The organism is Arthrobacter sp. B2060 (genome assembly GCF_059090445.1).
Genome location: NZ_JBNHFR010000009.1, coordinates 109479 through 125372 on the forward strand (window position 1 = coordinate 109479; position 15894 = coordinate 125372).

The 15894-nt window shown below is 65.9% G+C and carries 15 protein-coding genes; 9 read left to right on the forward strand and 6 right to left on the reverse strand.

Annotated elements, in window-relative coordinates; genetic code table 11:
• Positions 1 to 104: 104 nt before the first annotated feature.
• The 5 genes from AC5RUM_RS15805 (at position 105) to AC5RUM_RS15825 (ending at position 6036) form a co-directional block, all read left to right on the forward strand.
• Entirely contained in the window at positions 105 to 1127 is a 1023-nt protein-coding gene (locus AC5RUM_RS15805; RefSeq protein WP_494035817.1) for a LacI family DNA-binding transcriptional regulator, read from the forward strand.
• A 140-nt stretch (positions 1128 to 1267) separates the two neighbouring features.
• Positions 1268 to 2563 (forward strand): sugar ABC transporter substrate-binding protein, encoded by a 1296-nt coding sequence (locus AC5RUM_RS15810; protein ID WP_494035818.1) that lies wholly within the window; start codon positions 1268 to 1270, stop codon positions 2561 to 2563.
• 84 nt (positions 2564 to 2647) lie between these two features.
• Entirely contained in the window at positions 2648 to 3607 is a 960-nt protein-coding gene (locus AC5RUM_RS15815) for a carbohydrate ABC transporter permease (protein ID WP_494035819.1), read from the forward strand.
• A gap of 1 nt (position 3608) precedes the next feature.
• Positions 3609 to 4487: a carbohydrate ABC transporter permease gene (locus tag AC5RUM_RS15820; RefSeq protein ID WP_494035820.1), complete on the forward strand. Its 879-nt coding sequence runs from the start codon at positions 3609 to 3611 to the stop codon at positions 4485 to 4487.
• A gap of 34 nt (positions 4488 to 4521) precedes the next feature.
• Positions 4522 to 6036, forward strand: coding sequence for a glycoside hydrolase family 32 protein (locus AC5RUM_RS15825; protein WP_494035821.1), 1515 nt, complete (start codon positions 4522 to 4524; stop codon positions 6034 to 6036).
• A gap of 101 nt (positions 6037 to 6137) precedes the next feature.
• Here AC5RUM_RS15825 and AC5RUM_RS15830 read toward each other — a convergent pair whose 3' ends face one another.
• Together AC5RUM_RS15830 and AC5RUM_RS15835 are read right to left on the reverse strand one after the other, a co-directional pair.
• A complete protein-coding gene (locus AC5RUM_RS15830; protein WP_494035822.1) occupies positions 6138 to 6731 on the reverse strand; it encodes a DUF5655 domain-containing protein in 594 nt (197 codons plus the stop codon).
• 76 nt (positions 6732 to 6807) lie between these two features.
• Positions 6808 to 7326, reverse strand: a complete 519-nt coding sequence (locus tag AC5RUM_RS15835) for a COG4315 family predicted lipoprotein (RefSeq protein WP_494035823.1) — start codon at positions 7324 to 7326, stop codon at positions 6808 to 6810.
• Positions 7327 to 7511: 185 nt separating this feature from the next.
• Between AC5RUM_RS15835 and AC5RUM_RS15840 the strand changes: the two genes are divergently transcribed.
• The 3 genes from AC5RUM_RS15840 to AC5RUM_RS15850 are packed head-to-tail and all read left to right on the forward strand — an operon-like array spanning position 7512 to position 10587.
• Entirely contained in the window at positions 7512 to 8012 is a 501-nt protein-coding gene (locus AC5RUM_RS15840; protein WP_494035824.1) for a sigma-70 family RNA polymerase sigma factor, read from the forward strand.
• A complete protein-coding gene (locus AC5RUM_RS15845) occupies positions 8009 to 8683 on the forward strand; it encodes an anti-sigma factor (RefSeq protein ID WP_494035825.1) in 675 nt (224 codons plus the stop codon). The genes AC5RUM_RS15840 and AC5RUM_RS15845 overlap by 4 nt, the downstream gene beginning before the upstream one ends.
• A 59-nt stretch (positions 8684 to 8742) precedes the next feature.
• Positions 8743 to 10587, forward strand: a complete 1845-nt coding sequence (locus tag AC5RUM_RS15850; protein WP_494035826.1) for a hypothetical protein — start codon at positions 8743 to 8745, stop codon at positions 10585 to 10587.
• Here the strand turns inward: AC5RUM_RS15850 and AC5RUM_RS15855 are convergent.
• The 3 genes from AC5RUM_RS15855 to AC5RUM_RS15865 all read right to left on the reverse strand — a co-directional run bounded on the left by AC5RUM_RS15855 (position 10584) and on the right by AC5RUM_RS15865 (position 13052).
• Positions 10584 to 11411, reverse strand: a complete 828-nt coding sequence (locus AC5RUM_RS15855) for a DUF1206 domain-containing protein (RefSeq protein WP_494035901.1) — start codon at positions 11409 to 11411, stop codon at positions 10584 to 10586. The genes AC5RUM_RS15850 and AC5RUM_RS15855 overlap by 4 nt on opposite strands.
• Positions 11412 to 11619: 208 nt before the next feature.
• Positions 11620 to 12567, reverse strand: a complete 948-nt coding sequence (gene trmB / locus AC5RUM_RS15860; protein WP_494035827.1) for a tRNA (guanosine(46)-N7)-methyltransferase TrmB — start codon at positions 12565 to 12567, stop codon at positions 11620 to 11622.
• 83 nt (positions 12568 to 12650) lie between these two features.
• Positions 12651 to 13052, reverse strand: coding sequence for a hypothetical protein (locus tag AC5RUM_RS15865; RefSeq protein ID WP_494035828.1), 402 nt, complete (start codon positions 13050 to 13052; stop codon positions 12651 to 12653).
• A gap of 202 nt (positions 13053 to 13254) precedes the next feature.
• On the opposite strand from AC5RUM_RS15865, the gene AC5RUM_RS15870 reads away from it, so the two are divergent.
• The gene (locus AC5RUM_RS15870; protein ID WP_494035829.1) at positions 13255 to 14580 is read left to right on the forward strand and encodes an MFS transporter; all 1326 of its coding nucleotides are present in this window, start codon (positions 13255 to 13257) and stop codon (positions 14578 to 14580) included.
• Positions 14581 to 14600: 20 nt separating this feature from the next.
• On the opposite strand, the gene AC5RUM_RS15875 is transcribed toward AC5RUM_RS15870, so the two are convergent.
• Entirely contained in the window at positions 14601 to 15890 is a 1290-nt protein-coding gene (locus AC5RUM_RS15875; protein WP_494035830.1) for an MFS transporter, read from the reverse strand.
• Between the last annotated feature and the right edge of the window lie 4 nt (positions 15891 to 15894).

The window sequence follows — 15894 nt, forward strand, 5'->3', positions numbered from 1 at the left end:
GGCCCGCATCGAAGCGCGGCCGCAAACCAGAAGGTTGACACTTGCAAAACGTTTTGTGTACTGTGGGTCACACGAAGTACAAAACGTTTTGCAAAGGACAGTCGATGGCGACAAGGGTTGGAATACGCGAGGTGGCAAAGGCCGCCGGGGTTTCGGTGACCACGGTCTCACACGCGCTCAATGACGCCACCAGCTTCCGGGTCAAGGCGGAAACTCAGCAGCACATCCGGGACGTTGCCAAGGATCTTGGCTACGCACCCAACAGGCTTGCCAGCGGACTGCGCAACCAGCGGTCCCAAATCCTTGGGCTTGTCAGTGATGAGATCACCACCACTCCCTTTGCCGGTGCCATGATCCGGGGGGCGCAGGACGCCGCCTACGAACGCGGCTACGTGGTCATGGTGGTCAACTCCGGCCTGGACAACGAATTGGAGGCCCGGGAAATCCGCATGCTCCAGCAGCATCAGGTGGACGGTGTTGTGTACGCCAGGCTGTACCACCAAAATGCCCGGCTCCCAACGGAACTGGCAGGACTTCCCACCGTCATTTTGGACGCAGTCACTGAGGATGCCTCCATTTCCTCGGTTGTCCCGGACGAGGTGGGCGCGGCCGAAACCGCTGTTGAAGCTCTTATCCAGGCCGGCCACACCCGGATCGGGATGATCAACAACGAGGACGACATCCCCGCCACGCACGGCCGGCGGACGGGCTTCCTTAACGCTCTCCGGCGCCACGGTCTGGAGCACGACCCCCGCCACTTCGTCATTGGAACGGCGCACACGCAGGGAGGCCGTGAGGCCGCGCTGGGCCTTCTCGGCCAGCCCGATCGTCCCACAGCGCTGTTCTGCTTCAGCGACAGGGTGGCCATGGGCGTCTACCAAGCGGCCATGGCACTCGGGCTGCGCATTCCGGAGGACGTCTCCATCGTGGGCATCGACAACCTGGAGATCATCGCGGACGCCCTCTGGCCGGGCCTCACCACCGTGGCTCTACCGCACTACGACATGGGGCGCTGGGCGGTCAACCGGATCCTGGACGACATCGAGAATCCAGGGGCTCCGTCGGTCCAGACACAGCTGGACTGCCCGTTGATCGAGCGGGGCTCGGTGGGTCCGCCCCCGGCATAACCGGCCAGCAACCACCACCACAACATCATTCACTCCGAAGCCCGGACCCGTAAAAAAGGGACGCAGCCGTTGCAGCGGCCACGTCCCGACGGACCCGGGGCAATCAACCACGCACAAATTCAGCAGAAAGATTGACCATCATGAACAAGCGATTCACTCGGATCCTGGCCACCAGCATAGCCGCGGCGGCGCTCATGGGCACCCTGGGCGCCTGCGGCAAGGGCAGCGCCTCGGCAACAACCGATGGCAGCAACGAAATCACCATGTGGACCCACAACGCCGGCAACCCGGATGAGCTCAAGGCGATCCAGGGCGTTGTGGACTCCTACAACAAGAGCAGCGGCGCCAAGGCTCAGATCAAGGTCCAGGCGTTCCCGCAGGAGTCCTACAACGACTCGGTGGTGTCCGCCGCCGCCGCAGGCAAGCTGCCCTGCCTTGTGGACATCGACGGCCCCAACGTCCCCAACTGGGCGTGGGCGCAGTACCTGACTCCGCTCAAGCTCTCGGCCGACCTGTCCAAGAACCTCCCCAGCACCGTGGCCAAGTGGGAGGGCGAGACCTATGCAGTTGGGTACGGCGACGTCGCTTTGTCCATGTTTGCCCGCAAATCTGATCTCGCTGCGGCGGGCGTCCGCGTCGCCACCATTGAGAAGCCATGGACCAAGGAAGAGTTCCAGGACGCGCTGACCAAGCTCAAGGCCCTGGGCAAGTGGCAATACCCCTTGGACATGGGCACGGCCGGCGCCGGCGAATGGCTGCCCTACGCCTACTCGCCTCTCCTGCAGTCCTTCGGCGGCGACCTGATCAACCGCGACGGATTCCAGTCCGCCGACGGCGCCCTCAACGGTGACAAGGCCGTTGAATGGGCCGAGTGGTTCCACGGCCTGGCCGACCAGGGCTTCATGGCCAAGAAGAGCGGGAAAGATTCTACCCAGGACTTCCTGAACAACAAGAGCGGCATCCTCTACACCGGTTCCTGGGCAGGGGACAAGGCCCGGGCCGCCCTGGGAGATGAGCTGGTGGTCATGCCCACGGTGGACCTGGGCAACGGTCCCAAAATCGGCGGAGCTTCCTGGCAGTGGGGCGTCACCAGCGGCTGCAACAATACGGACGCCGCGATGGACTACCTGTCCTATTCCCTGAAGCCGGAAAACGTGGCTGCCGTCATCAAGGCAACGGGAGGCATCCCCGCCACTGATGAAGCCGCGGCACTGATTCCCGCGTTCGCCGAGGGTGGTCCCAACCGTATCTTCATGGAGTTCTCCCGCGAGTTCGCAGTCATGCGTCCGGAGACACCGGCCTACCCCTTCATCGCCACGGAATACGGCAAGGCCGTCCAGGACATCCTGGCCGGGGCCGACGCGAAGACCGTCCTGGACAAGGCGGTCAAGGCGATTGACGCCAACATCAAGTCCAACGGCGGCTACAAGAGCTAGCCGGCTGCCGAACGGCGGGACGACGGCGGCACTCAACTGCCGCCGTCGTCCTCCCGCCGGCACTGACTGTCAACGGAGACTCCCATGACAACCACCCAGCTTCCCACGCGGCGCTCCGGCGCCCCCGCACCGGCGGCCCCGGCCCCGGCCACCCCGCGCCGCCGGCGCCCAGGTTATCTTCGCGAACAGCTCAGCGGCTGGGGGATGATCGCTCCCGCAGCGGTCCTCCTGCTCGCCTTCGTGTTCCTTCCCGCGATCCTCGGTTTCGGCCTCGCATTCACGAACGCCCGGCTCATTTCGCCCCGGCCCGTGGAGTTCGTAGGGACGGACAACTTCGCCCGGCTGTTCACCGATCCCACTTTCTGGCGGGCCCTGCTGAACGTCAGCTACTTCGCCGTCGTGGTTGTCCCGGTCCAGTCGGCCCTCGCCCTGGCCATGGCGCTGCTGATCAACAAGAAGTTCCGCGGTGTGAATTTCTTCCGCACCATCTACTTCCTGCCCGTGGTCACCTCGATGGTGGTGGTCTCCCTGCTGTGGCTGTTCATGTACCGCAAGGACGGCCTGATCAACGAGATCCTCTCCACGGTGAGCTTCGGCCTCATTCCGGGCGCGGACTGGCTCAACGACCCCGCAACCGCCATGCCGGCCATCATCGCGCTGTCCATCTGGCAGGCCGCCGGCTTCCACATGATCATCTGGCTTGCCGGCCTGCAGAGCATCTCCGGCGAGCTGTATGAGGCGGCGCAGCTCGACGGCGCCAGCCGCTGGCACCAGTTCCGCTACGTGACCTGGCCGGGCCTGAAGCACACCCGCAGCCTGGTCCTGGTGACCATCACCATCCAGGCGCTCGGGCTCTTCGACCAGGTCAGCGTCATGACCCAAGGCGGGCCGCTCGACTCCACCACCACCATCATCTACGAGGCAGTCCGCTCCGGTTTCAAGCAGCAGGAAACCTCCTACGCCTCGGCCATCTCGCTCGTATTCTTCGTCCTCGTGCTGCTGATCTCCGCAGTGCAGCGCTACCTGACCCGAGAGAAGGACTGACGTGAAAAGCGCCCTCCGCCTCAACTCCATCGGCGCCATGGCCGTGCGCATCCTGTTCGCCGCCGTCGCCGCGTTCCCCATCGTGTTCATGCTGGTGTCCTCGCTCAAGCCGGACCAGCAGATCTTCGGCGACATGTCCTCGGTGGCCGCATTTCTGCCCATCGGCAACATCTCGTTCGTCAACTACGCAGCCGTGTTTGACCGGGTGCCGGCAGCCCGCTTCCTCATCAACTCCATCGGCATCTCCGCGGTCACGGTGGTGCTCGGCATTTTCATCAACAGCCTCTGCGCCTTCGCCCTGTCCCGCATGGAGGTCCGCGGCAAGCGCGTGGTGTTCACCGCCATTCTGGCCACCCTGATCGTCCCCTTCCAGACGCTGGCGCTGCCCCTGGTGTGGTGGGTGAACCAGCTGCCGTACTTCGAGCTGAACGGCTTCAGCCTGGAGATCTCGAAGGGCTGGCTGGACACGTACCAGGTCCAGATCATCCCGTTCATCGCCAACGCCTTCTCCATCTACCTCTACCACCAGTACTTCGAATCCATTCCGAAGGAACTGGACGAGGCCGCGCGGATCGACGGGGCCGGCTGGTTCAAGATCTACCGCCAAGTGGTGATGCCGCTGGCCGGGCCCGCTACCGCGACCGTGGCCATCCTGACCTTCCTCCCGGCCTGGAACTCCTACCTGTGGCCGCTCATGGTGGTCCAGTCCGAGGAGCTGCGGCCAGTGATGATCGGCATCCAGTACTTCTTCCAGCTGAACGTCTCCTGGGGCGAGGTGATGGCGTACGCCTCCCTCATCACTGTTCCCGTGGTGATCCTGTTCATCGCGTTCCAGCGCTCCTTCATCAACAGCATCGCCTCCAGCGGCGTCAAGGGCTGACCAGCTTTTCCTAGTTCGAAAGACAACCATTTCCATGAACCCCACCGCCGATCTCGACTGCCGGTACCGGCCCCAATGGCACTACGCCGCGGAACGCAACTGGCTCAACGACCCCAACGGCCTCGTCTACTCCAACGGCGTCTACCACCTCTTCTATCAGCACAACCCACACGGCGATGTCTGGGGCAACATGTCCTGGGGTCACGCCACCTCCGTGGACCTGCTGCACTGGGACGAGCAGCCCGTGGCCATTCCCTGCGACGGGCAGGAAGCCGTCTTCTCCGGCTCGGCCGTGGTGGACACCCTTAACACCAGCGGTTTCGGTGTTGGGGGAGTCCCGCCGCTGGTGGCGATCTACACGAGCGCCTATGCGCCCGGTTCGCTGCTCGCCGGCCGGCAGGCGCAGTCCCTCGCCTACAGCACGGACGACGGCGCCACCTGGACCAAGTACGCCGGAAACCCGGTGCTGGACCGGGCGTCCTCGGACTTCCGCGACCCCAAGGTCTTCTGGTACGACGGCGACGCCGGCAGCTACTGGGTGATGGCCGCCGTCGAAGCCCTCACCCATGAAGTGGTTCTCTACAAGTCGGCGGACCTGAAAACCTGGGAGTACCTGAGCACCTTCGGCCCGGCGAACGCCACTGACGGCGTCTGGGAATGCCCGGACCTGTTCGAACTGCCCGTGGACGGTGACCCCGGAAACACCCGGTGGGTGCTCGTGGTCAACCTCAGCCCGGGTGGCGTCGCCGGCGGCTCCGGCGGCCAGTACTTCATCGGAACGTTCGACGGCGTGACCTTCCGCTCCGAAACGACCGTCACCGAGGGTGAACAGGCAGACGGGAGCCGGATGGCCGACTACGGCTGGCTGGACTGGGGCCGGGACTACTACGCGGCGGTGTCCTTCAGCAACGCCCCCGACGGTCGGCGGCTCATGATCGCCTGGATGAACAACTGGCAGTACGCCGCGTCGACGCCTTCGGAGGGCTGGCGCAGCGCCATGTCCCTGGTCCGGGAGGTCCGGCTGGAATCCCGGGGCGGACGTCCCGTGCTGATCCAGGAAGCGGTGGATCCCTTCGCGGCCTCCGGAACCGGGCTGTTCACGCTCGGCAGGCAGGAACTGGAGAGCGGCATCACCTGGCTCCCGGCCGAGGCGTCCGGTGACGTGCTCCGGATCGATGCGGAGTTTGAGCCCGCAGGCGCGGGGAAAACGGGTCTGGTGCTCCGCGCCGGAAGCGGCGACGCCGCCAGCCTCGAGCGCACCGTGCTCGCTTACGATTCCGCCACGGGGGAGCTGACCCTGGACAGGACCGCGTCCGGCAACGTCGGCTTCCACGAGGATTTCCCGTCTGTGGAGCGGGTGGCCGTTCCGCTGATCGACGGCAGGCTGCGGCTCCGGGTCTTCCTGGACCGCTGCTCCGTGGAGGTCTTCGCCCAGGACGGACTGGCCACGATCACGGACCAGGTGTTCCCCTCGGACTCCAGCACCGCCGTCGGCCTCCTGGCAGAAGGCGACGGCGGCACCCTGGTGGGCCTCACCGTCACCGGCTGAGCCAACGGCCGCGTCGTGGCCCGCCGTTTCGACGGTTCCCTGCCGGCTCGACGCTTCCCAGCATCGAGTGTGCACGGAACCGTCGAATCGGCGGCATGGTCTCAGCTGTTTTGCTCCAGGGCCGTCTCCAGCAGGTCCAGCAGCTCTTGGTCCACCTGCTCGACGGCGGTGAGCCGGACTTTTCGATCGAAGAAGTCGCCGCCGCGGACGCGCACTGGTTCGAGACGTCCCCCAATAGGCATCTCGATGCGCAGCGCCACGTCCACGGCCGTCTTGTTGGCCCGGGTCACCTGGGCGAACTTGCGCCGGGGGCTGTGCAGCGAGACGTACCCCTTGCGCATCTGGATTTCCACCCCGTCAGTGGCTGCCGCCCACGCCAGGAGGGCATCGGCTATGGGCCGCAGGTGCGGGTGGGATTCGTACTGGCCGTCGATGAGTTCATCTGCGTCCCGCAGCATGAACTCGGGATAGCCGAACATTTCCCAAGACACGGCATATTGCGCGTAGCCGGTGATGCCGTGCTCGTCCCGCATCCAGTCGCGGAGCTCGCCGTCGTTCCGCAGTCCGGCCGTGCGCCCCTGCTCCGCCCACCAGCGCACGTCGTGGCCAGACTTTCGGAGCAGCAGCGCCTGGTTGCTTTCCACCATGGTCTGCCAGGTCTTGGCAGCGGATTTCAGGTTAGGTGTGTTCGCCATGCTCCGATGGTAGTGCCGGTGTCCGAGGGCATGGGCTCCGGCACTACCGCTTGTGATGCCTTACTTGATCGATGCCCTACTTGATCATCGTGCCGTCGGGGGCCACGAGATACCACACATTGCCTACGCCCTGGCCGGTGATGTCGCCGGGGGCCTTGTCCTTCTCCCACAGATAGACGGGCATGCCTTCGATGGTCACCTGCTTCTTGCCGTCAGGGGTGTCGATGGTTCCAACTTTTCCGGTGACGCCCTCAACGGTGGGGGTGTCCTTGGTGGTGAGGACCGGCGGCCAGGCAACGAGGCAGTCACCGGTGCAGTTGCTCTTGCCGGAATCCTTCACGTCCTTGGTGAAGTAGTAGACGCTCATTCCCTTGCCGTCCACCACGATTTCGCCCTTGGTCGACGATGCGGTCATCAGGTCAACTGCGGCCGTTTCAGTGGCTGTGGCCGTTTCGGTAACGGTTGCGGTGGGCGACTCGGCGGCAGTGGTGGTGGGGGCGGCAGTGGTAGGAGTTGTGCCGGTTCCGCCGCCGCAGGCGGTCAGCGACGCGGCAAGGGCCAAAACTGCAAGGCCAACGCTCAATTGCTTGTTCATGTGCTGCTCCTTGGCTCAGGCCGGAATCTGGGCACCGGCGCTATTTGGAATGACGCATGAAGGTGAAGAATGGTTCAAAGCGCAGACGACGGACCTGAATGAACTTTTCTGGGCCCGTCCGCGTCTTACATGCCAGAATGCCGGACCGCAGGGACCGGCCATTTAGTCACCTCCGGGAGGTCCTGGTGCCGCTGGACGAAGATGTGGTTGCCGCAATCTATCGCGACCATGGGATGGCCCTGCGCCGCTTTGTGATCAGCGCCTCGCATGACCCGATGCTGGCCGATGACATCGTCCAGGAGACAGTGCTGCGCGTCTGGCAGCAGGCGCCGACAATTACGGGAAGCATGCGCAGTTACCTGTTCAGGACGGCCCGGAACATCATGATCGACAATTACCGGAAATCCCAGCGCAGGCCACAGGAGGCCGAGGAGCGCGACCTTGCCGATCCGGCGGAGGTCATCGGGAAGGTCGACGAACTGCTCACCAGGGTGCTGATGGAAGAGGCCCTGCTCCGGTTGAGCATGGAGCACCGGGACGTACTCGTGGCGTTGCATTACCGACGCTTCACGGTGAATGAGGCCGCCGTCCAGCTGAACATTCCAAGCGGCACGGTGAAATCCAGGGCCTTCTACGCGGTGAAGGCCCTGCGGACAATTCTTGATGAAATGGGTGTGGAACGGTGAACGGCAAGGAACTCCATGAGTTGCTGGGGGCATATATCCTGGGCGGCCTCGACGACGCGGACAAGGCGCGCTTCGAGGACCACCTGAAGCAGTGCGCAGTCTGCCGGAATGAACTAGCGGACCTGGAGACCCTTCCCGGCCTCCTGAACGCCGTGCCGGTGCCCGACGCCGTGGCGCTCGCCGTTCCGGCTCCGCGGGCGCCGCGCACTCCGGAGCCTTCCGCCGAAGTCCCGCGACCTATCCTCGACGAACTGGCGGCCCGCCGTCGTCATTCCCGACGGCGATTGACCGCGTTCGTCGGGGCCGTCGCCGCCGCTTGCCTCGCCCTGGGCTTCGCTGCGGCGCCCCTTCTGGCCCCGGCTAACAGGCCTGATGCCAGCTATTCAGTGGAAGCCGATACCGGCATCCAGGTGACAGTGGGCATGGTCAAGAAGACGTGGGGTACCGAACTGGCGGTGGACGGCAAGAGCCTGCCGAACAAAGGAAAGCTGTCACTGTGGGTCAAGGACCGCGCCGGAACGGAAGACCGCGCCTGCGCATGGATGGCGACCCCCAGTGGCCGGGCCCAGGTCACCAGCGCGACCCCGCTGCAGTACTCGAGCATTGCCAGCGTCGAGGTGAGGAACGAACAGCAGCAGACGATTGCTGTGATCACCGTGCCGGGCGCCTGAATTAGCCCATTTTTGTCTCAGCCGGGTGTTCTACTGGAGTCCAGGACGAAGGGGACTCGATGGAGCAGCGCGGCGGGGATCACGGCCACGGCAGCCGGGAGCACAGGAACCGCGCCGCCACGGGCCGGCGGCCAGGCAACCGCGGCCATCCCCAGCGCGATCATGCGGGCGGCTCCTACGAAGTTGTGGCCTCCGGGGAGCAGCTCGCACGGACTCTGATGTCAGCCGGCCGGGTGCGGCCGGCGGCGGTGATTGCCTGGCATCCCGGCCAGCCCCGGAACAGGATCGACGTCGAGCATATCGCCCGTGAAGTGGGGGACCTCGCCGATGTTTATTACCTCGAAAACGGCCCCGAGACCTATAGGCTTGGCGACGCGCTGCCTCCCGGTGCCCACGTTTACGGGAACGCCGCCCGGGTCTATTCTGCAGACCTCGACTGGATGCTGGATGTGTACAGAAGCCCGCTCCGGATGGCACAGAGTCCGGATGCTGCTGCACAGGCAGCGGAACAAATCATTGACGACGTGCTGGGACGGCTTACCTCATCGCTGCCGCCGGCGGTCGTGCCGCAGTGCGCGGAAAAGATGGACGGCGTAGTCAAGGCCTTTGCGAGCGGTAGCTCCCGTGCCATCGTGGAGTTGTCAGACGGCCGCCGCTGCACCATCCAGCGCGAGCAACTCCTGCCGGCCGTGCGCCTGGACTGGATGCTGGCTGGAGGGCAAGCCGTGTCCGGGCTGTACGATGCCGATGCCAGGACCCTGGGCGTCAGCGCCCTGAAGGTGGTTCCCCGGCTCACGGATCTCTATTCCTCCGGTGACCTGGTGCTTGCGCTGGTGGAGGAGGTGACCGGAAAGGCGGCCACGCTCAACCTTTTCCCCGGCTGCAGGTGGCCAGTTCCCCTGGAGCGGATGTCGTCGAACCCTCTGGACACCGCAGACACTTTGGTGACGGAGGGGGAAGTGGTGGTTGTCCGGTTCCTCAGGGTCAAGGGCGCCGTTGTTCTTTCCCTCATCGACGTTGATGATGATGGGGAGGTCCGGGCGGCCCCCGAGTTGCTGCTGGGCGGGACTCCTTGGCTGCAGGCAGGAAGACACCTGCCGGAACGCATGGGCACCGGGATCGATGAAACCCCGTTGGCTGCAGGGGAACCGGTTCCGCCGGCCACGGCAGGACGCGCCCCTGACAGTCCTTCGCCCGCTCTGATCACGCTGCAGCTCTCCCTTGCCACCGAGAAGGCTGAGGTGGCCCGGCTCCAGGAGTTGGTCAAGGCGGGGAGCAGCGCCGGGCCGGAGCTTCTTCGGCTGGAGCGCGAGGTGGCGGCCCTGCGGGCGGAGCTGGAGCTGGAGCGACGGCAAGCGGCGGCCAGTGAGGGGCTGCGGGCTGGATTGGCCGCAAAGAACGCCAAACAGCTGGAGGACCTGCGCACGCTTCGCGCCCGCAACCGTGAAATGCAGCAGGCTCTGAAGCGGTCCCGTGAAGACGCAACAGAGGCTTTCGAAGCAGCGGATGAACGCGTACGGCACCATATCTATCTGGCCTGGGTACGCAACGTTCCCAGCGAAGACAAGTCCAGGTTTCCCCTGCCAAGGGCATACAGCGTGGGTCCCGACTTCGCCGCCTCACTGTATTCGCGGACGGAACAGGGCGCCGTACCCAAGGCATTGAAAGCGGTGGTGGAAGTGTTGACCGGTCTCGCGGAGCGGAGTTCGGCCCGGGAGGTGCATCCCCTTCGTGCCACAGGTGGCGGTGATGCAGCCCAGATTCAGCGCGAGGACGGTGCCAGGTGCTTTCGCGCATCCATCGAACGAAGCGTGGCGTCGGCGCGGCGGCTGCACTACTGGAAGACTCCGGAGGGCGGAGTGGAGCTTTCGCGCATCGTGCTGCACGATGACTTCAAGCCTTAGGTCCCGTGGCGCTGGGATTCCATGCGGCCGAGCCTGGCCCGAACCACCATAAAAAAGCCGTAGCAGATGAGCCCTGCCCCCACGGCGGCGAGCACGTATATGCCAAAGGGCTGTTCGCGCAGCGCCCGGAGGCCGCCGTCGAGTCCTGTGGATTGTTCGGGGCGGAGCGTGGCTGCGGCGGTGATGACGAGCAGGCCCGTCACGAAGAGGGCGACCCCTTTGGCCGCGTAGCCGGCGATGCCCAGGCCCGTAACACCCTTGCGTGCCGAGGGAGATGCAGGCATGCGGATGTGCCGTTCGAACTTCTTCTGGAGTCCGCGGACCACATAGACGACTCCGGTGACGGCTACTGCCGCCCCGACGACAATCAGGAGCAGGAGGCCGCCCGGTGCCTTCAGGAGACCCACGGTCATGTCACTCGTGGATTCCCGGTTGTCGCTGCCGCTGCCTCGCGCGAACGCGGCGAGTGAAACAGCCATTGCGGCGTAGACCACCGCCTGGCCGGCGGCCTTGAGCTTCTTGACTATTTTGTCCTTGGACGGAAGGTTCTGGTAGGCAAAGATGGCGTCACTGGCCTGCCACAGCGCCAGGGCCACGCAGGCGGCGAAGCTGGCCCACAGCAGCAGAGGCCCGAAGGGCTGGCTGCCCAATTCTGCGACAGCCCCGCTGACGTCAGCCCTGCCGCCCTTTCCCACTGCCAGCCCGATGGCGATCGTCCCCACCAAAAAATGGAGCACGCCGCTGACGGCAAACCCTGCCCGGGCCAGCAGCTCGAGTGCGCGGGAGTTGGTGACCTCTTCGGCTTTGTCTGCCGCGCCCTGCAGTTCTCGTTTGATGGTCGTTCCTTCGCGCCGGCATGGCTCATGCGTCTCCCGCGGCTACCCGCCACATTCCCCATCGTGCCACGGGCAGAGGCTGCACAACAGATGGGGCTGCGCAACCAAGCGCCGCAACTGTGCCCCGCATAAGCCCCCGCAGCTGTGCCCTGCATAAGGCCGGCAACTGCGCCCCGGACCAGGCTGCGGGGCGGCCTCAGATCCGTCGGTAGCAGAGGTCGAAGATCATGCGGCCGGCCTCATGCGCCTTGTTCTCAAAGCTCGTGCGGATGCGGCCCTCAAACCGCGGCGCCCAGCCACCGGTTTCATCGATGCCCTCGTTGGGTCCCGTGTGCTCGGTGCTGACCGGCGCCCGGCCTTCCTTCACCGGGGCGCCGCCCACGAGCGACTCGACGCCGGTCTGCCAGACGTGGGTGAGCGGGCTCTCGGGCCCCCTGCGTTCACCGTCATGCATATTGACGAACGCCGTGGAACCGGCGAGCACATCGCGCACGTGCACGGCGTAATTGGACCAGTCGGTCGCGATCCGCCAGAGCCCGCCGGGCTTCACGGCCCTGGCGGCCAGCTCGGCGAACTCGGGCTGAATGAGCCGGCGTTTGTGGTGGCGCGACTTGTGCCAGGGGTCGGGGAAGAAGATCCACAGCTCGCTCACCGATCCAGGCGGAAGCATGGTGGCGAGTACTTCAGGCGCGTTGGCCTCCACCACACGGACGTTGGTGAGGCCCCTGCTGTTGATCTTGATCATGGTGTTGGCCAACCCGGGCGTGTAAACCTCGACCGCGAGGAAGTCCGTGTCCGGGTTCTGCTCGGCGGCGTGGCAAACGGCATCGCCAAGTCCAGATCCGATCTCAACGATCAGCGGCGCTTTCCGGCCGAACTCGGCCTCCGCGTCAAAGGTGTAGTCCGGGTGGACCGAGGTGTTGGCCACGTGGCGCGGGACGTCCACTGCCCAGCGGTCCGAGTGCTCTTCCCAGGCGGCTTGCCGGCGTCCCTGGAGGCGTGTTCCGCGGCGCACGAAACTGACGGGCCTTCCGCCGTAGGTGCCGAATGAGGCCTGGCCGCCGGGCGTGACGGGCCTCGGCGTCCTGGGATTTTCAGGCGTCTGGTTCTCCGGCGGCCGGGGGGAATCTGGGGTTTCACTCATCACCTCCAGAATAGTGGAGTCCGCGGGGCAGGACGCCGCCGGCCTCGGCAGTGCGGGCGCCCCCGGGTGTTCAGTGCGGGCGTTCAGGGCAGGGCTGTGGCAACGACGTGGATGGCCCCCGGGAGAAGGAGGAAGGCAGCTTCCGTCCCCACCAGCCAGAGTCCTGCCACGCCGGCGCTCCATGCCGAGGTGTCGCGCTGATGCCGCCTCACGGCAAGGATGCCGAAGAGCGCGGCCAGCAGCCCGAAAAATGTTGGCAGGCTCCAGAAGACTGCCGCCGCCACCCACTCCAGGCCGTTGCTGCCGGTGTCGGGGCGGGTGAACAGCATGGCGAACATGGTGGGCACGATAGTCAGGAGCATGCTGGGCAGCACCAGCGCACCAAGCACGACGCTCGCCCCGCCTTCGCCGGTGCCTTCCGACGCCGCCCGGCCCCGTAACGGCGGGGGATGGTCGGGGACCTTGGGCGCAAACGGAATACTCATGGTTCTCCCGGTGGTAGGCGGGTGCGGGCGGCGCCGCGTCCGTTAGTTGGAGCCAGACTAATTCCGGGCCATGGACCGCCGTAACCGGTGTTCTTTCGTATGTGGACAACTCTCTTCGGGCACCGCTACCGGCCGGGGATATAGCCGTGGCGGTCCGGGGACAGGGTGCTCACGCGGCGCCGGCCCCTGCAAGAATGGCCGGATGACCGGTGGGAAGAGCGGGACAGCGAAGAGCGGAACAGTGAAGAGCGGGACAGTGAAGAACGGCGCGCCTCGGCCCGTCCTGGGCGCGGTATCCGGATCGCTCGTGGACGCCGAGGTGGACGACGTCCCATCCGCAGAGCCCACGCACGTCGGCGGCCGCCGGGGGCTGGCATACCTTGGCCTGTGCCTGGTGCTGATCGGGCTGAACCTGCGCACTGTGTTCTCCAGCTTTTCCGCGGTCCTCCCCGAAATAACGTCCGGCGCCGGCCTGCCGGGCTGGGCAGTGGTGGTGCTGACTACAGTCCCGGTGACTCTGCTGGGCGTGTTCGCGCCGCTGGCCCCCGTCCTGGCGAGAAGGTTCGGTGCGGAGCGCGTCCTGCTGGGCGCCATGGCGGTGCTGACGGCCGGGCTGCTGGCCAGGCCCGCCGACGTTCCGGGCGCGGGGCACCTGCCCGCCCTGCTCGCGGGCACGGCGGCATGCGGAGCGGCGATTGCGTTGTGCAACGTGTTGCTGCCCGGGCTGGTGAAGCGTGACTTCCCGCACCGGCTCGGCCTGATGGGCGGGCTCTACACCACCGCCATCTGTGCCTCGGCTGCGCTGGGGGCTGGTTTCACCTATCCGGTGTTCAGCGCGAGCGGTCAGTGGACCGCGGCGCTGTGGTTCTGGGCGGTGCCGGCCGGCGTCGTCCTTCTTCTTTTCCTTCCGGTCGCGATCCGTCAGCGTCACGGCCAGCACAACGCCGTGCACGACGGCGTGAATGTGTGGCGCTCTGCGATCGCCTGGCAGGTCACCATCTTCATGGTGCTGCAATCCATGATGTCGTTCAGCGTCTTCGCCTGGCTGGCGCCGATCCTGCGGGAGCGCGGCATCGACGGCGGAACGGCGGGGCTGATGGTGTCCGCCTCGATCGTCCTGCAGATGCTCGGCTCGCTGTTCGCCCCGGCGCTGGCAGCGAGGCTGCGGGATCAGCGGGCGATCAACACGGTCGTAGCGCTCATGACCGGGGTTGGCTTCGCCCTGAGCATCTTCGGCCCGCTGGAGCTGATCTGGGTATGGACCGGACTCCTGGGCCTGGGCCAGGGAAGCCTCACCGCGGTGGCCCTGACCATGATCATGCTCCGCACCCGGGACGGGCATGCCGCAGCCCACCTCTCCGGCATGATGCAGGGGGTGGGCTACGGGCTTGGCTCCACAGGGACGCTCCTGGTAGGCCAGCTGCACCAGAGCACCGCCTCGTTCGCGGCGGCCGGAGTGCTGTTCCTCGCGGTGGGCCTGCTTGCGGCCGTCTTCGGCTACCGGGCAGGCCGCAACCGCTTCATCTGACCCGCCGCTTGAGCCTGTCTCTAGTGCGCCAGGTCCTTGCCCTTCGTCTCCGGGAGTGTGAAGACGAACGCCGCGCTGACGGCCAGCAGCACCACCGCATAAACGTTGAACAGGTCGGGCATGCGCAGCGACGTGCCGAGCCACTGCTGCAGGTAAGGGGCTGTTCCGCCGAAGAGTGCCACGCAGATGGAGTAGGGCACGCCCACGCCCACGGTCCGGATGCTGGTGGGGAACAGTTCCGCGTATGCGGCGGGCACAATGGCGGCGCTCGCGGCGATGAAGATGAGCATCACGGACATGCCGACGGCGAGCTGCCACGCCGAATCCTTCAGCAGCCAGGTCATCGGGAAGTGCATCACGGCCGATCCGATGGCGCCGGACCACAGCACCTTCTTGCGGCCGATCCGGTCGGAGAGCTTGCCCCAGAATGGCAGGGCGGCGATGAACACGATGTTGCCAATGACGCCTGCCCACAGTGCCTCGCCGCGATCGATCTTCAGGGCCGTAGTCGCGTAGCTTGGAGCCACGACGCCCCAGATGTAGTAGATCACCGTGAGCCCGACCGTCAGGCCGATGACCTGCAGGGCCTGCTTGCGGTGCCGGACGATCTGCGGCCAGATCGGGGCGCGCTTCTCGGTGACGGTCTCGCCCTCGAAGACGTCCGTCTCGTGCAGCCTGGCACGCATGATCAGCGCGTACAGGCCCATCGCGGCGCCGATGAGGAAGGGGATCCGCCAGCCCCAGGCGTTCATCACCTCGGTGCTTAGCGCCATGTTCAGGACCGCCCCCAGCAGCGTCCCGAACAGGATGCCGACGGTGCCCGAGGTATAGATCAGGGTGGCCCAGAAGCCGCGGTGTTCCTTGGGCGCCATCTCGGAAAGATAGGTCTGCGACGACGGCAGCTCACCTCCGTGCGCCAGGCCCTGCACCAGCCGGGCCACCAGCAGCATCAGTGATGCCCACGCGCCAACGGCTGCGAACGTCGGCGCGATGCCGATCATCAGGCTGCCCAGGGATGCGAGCCCGACGGCGAGCGTCATGGAGGCCTTGCGGCCCACCCTGTCGCCGATCCAGCCGAAGAGGAACCCGCCGAACGGCCGGGCCACGAAGCCGACGGCGAAGATCGCCAGGGTGGACAGCACCGCCGAGGCCGGGTCCGACTTGCTGAACAGCTGGCTCGCGATGAACGGCGTGAAGGTGGCGTAAATGGCCCAGTCGTACCATTCGACGGCGTTGCCGATGCCGGTGCCGACCACAGTCCTTCGCGTGGACGCCCGGTCTGCTCGCTGCTGGTTGATGGTGGTGGTCATGGTT

Excerpts from the sequence above, each read along its gene's own strand:
- AC5RUM_RS15810 (WP_494035818.1), top strand. The coding sequence starts at position 1,268 with ATGAACAAGCGATTCACTCGGATCCTGGCCACCAGCATAGCCGCGGCG.
- AC5RUM_RS15865 (WP_494035828.1), bottom strand. The coding sequence starts at position 13,052 with ATGAGTATTCCGTTTGCGCCCAAGGTCCCCGACCATCCCCCGCCGTTA.
- AC5RUM_RS15870 (WP_494035829.1), top strand. The coding sequence starts at position 13,255 with ATGACCGGTGGGAAGAGCGGGACAGCGAAGAGCGGAACAGTGAAGAGC.
- AC5RUM_RS15825 (WP_494035821.1), top strand. The coding sequence starts at position 4,522 with ATGAACCCCACCGCCGATCTCGACTGCCGGTACCGGCCCCAATGGCAC.
- trmB (WP_494035827.1), bottom strand. The coding sequence starts at position 12,567 with ATGAGTGAAACCCCAGATTCCCCCCGGCCGCCGGAGAACCAGACGCCT.
- AC5RUM_RS15830 (WP_494035822.1), bottom strand. The coding sequence starts at position 6,731 with ATGGCGAACACACCTAACCTGAAATCCGCTGCCAAGACCTGGCAGACC.
- AC5RUM_RS15850 (WP_494035826.1), top strand. The coding sequence starts at position 8,743 with ATGGAGCAGCGCGGCGGGGATCACGGCCACGGCAGCCGGGAGCACAGG.
- AC5RUM_RS15875 (WP_494035830.1), bottom strand. The coding sequence starts at position 15,890 with ATGACCACCACCATCAACCAGCAGCGAGCAGACCGGGCGTCCACGCGA.
- AC5RUM_RS15805 (WP_494035817.1), top strand. The coding sequence starts at position 105 with ATGGCGACAAGGGTTGGAATACGCGAGGTGGCAAAGGCCGCCGGGGTT.
- AC5RUM_RS15815 (WP_494035819.1), top strand. The coding sequence starts at position 2,648 with ATGACAACCACCCAGCTTCCCACGCGGCGCTCCGGCGCCCCCGCACCG.
- AC5RUM_RS15835 (WP_494035823.1), bottom strand. The coding sequence starts at position 7,326 with ATGAACAAGCAATTGAGCGTTGGCCTTGCAGTTTTGGCCCTTGCCGCG.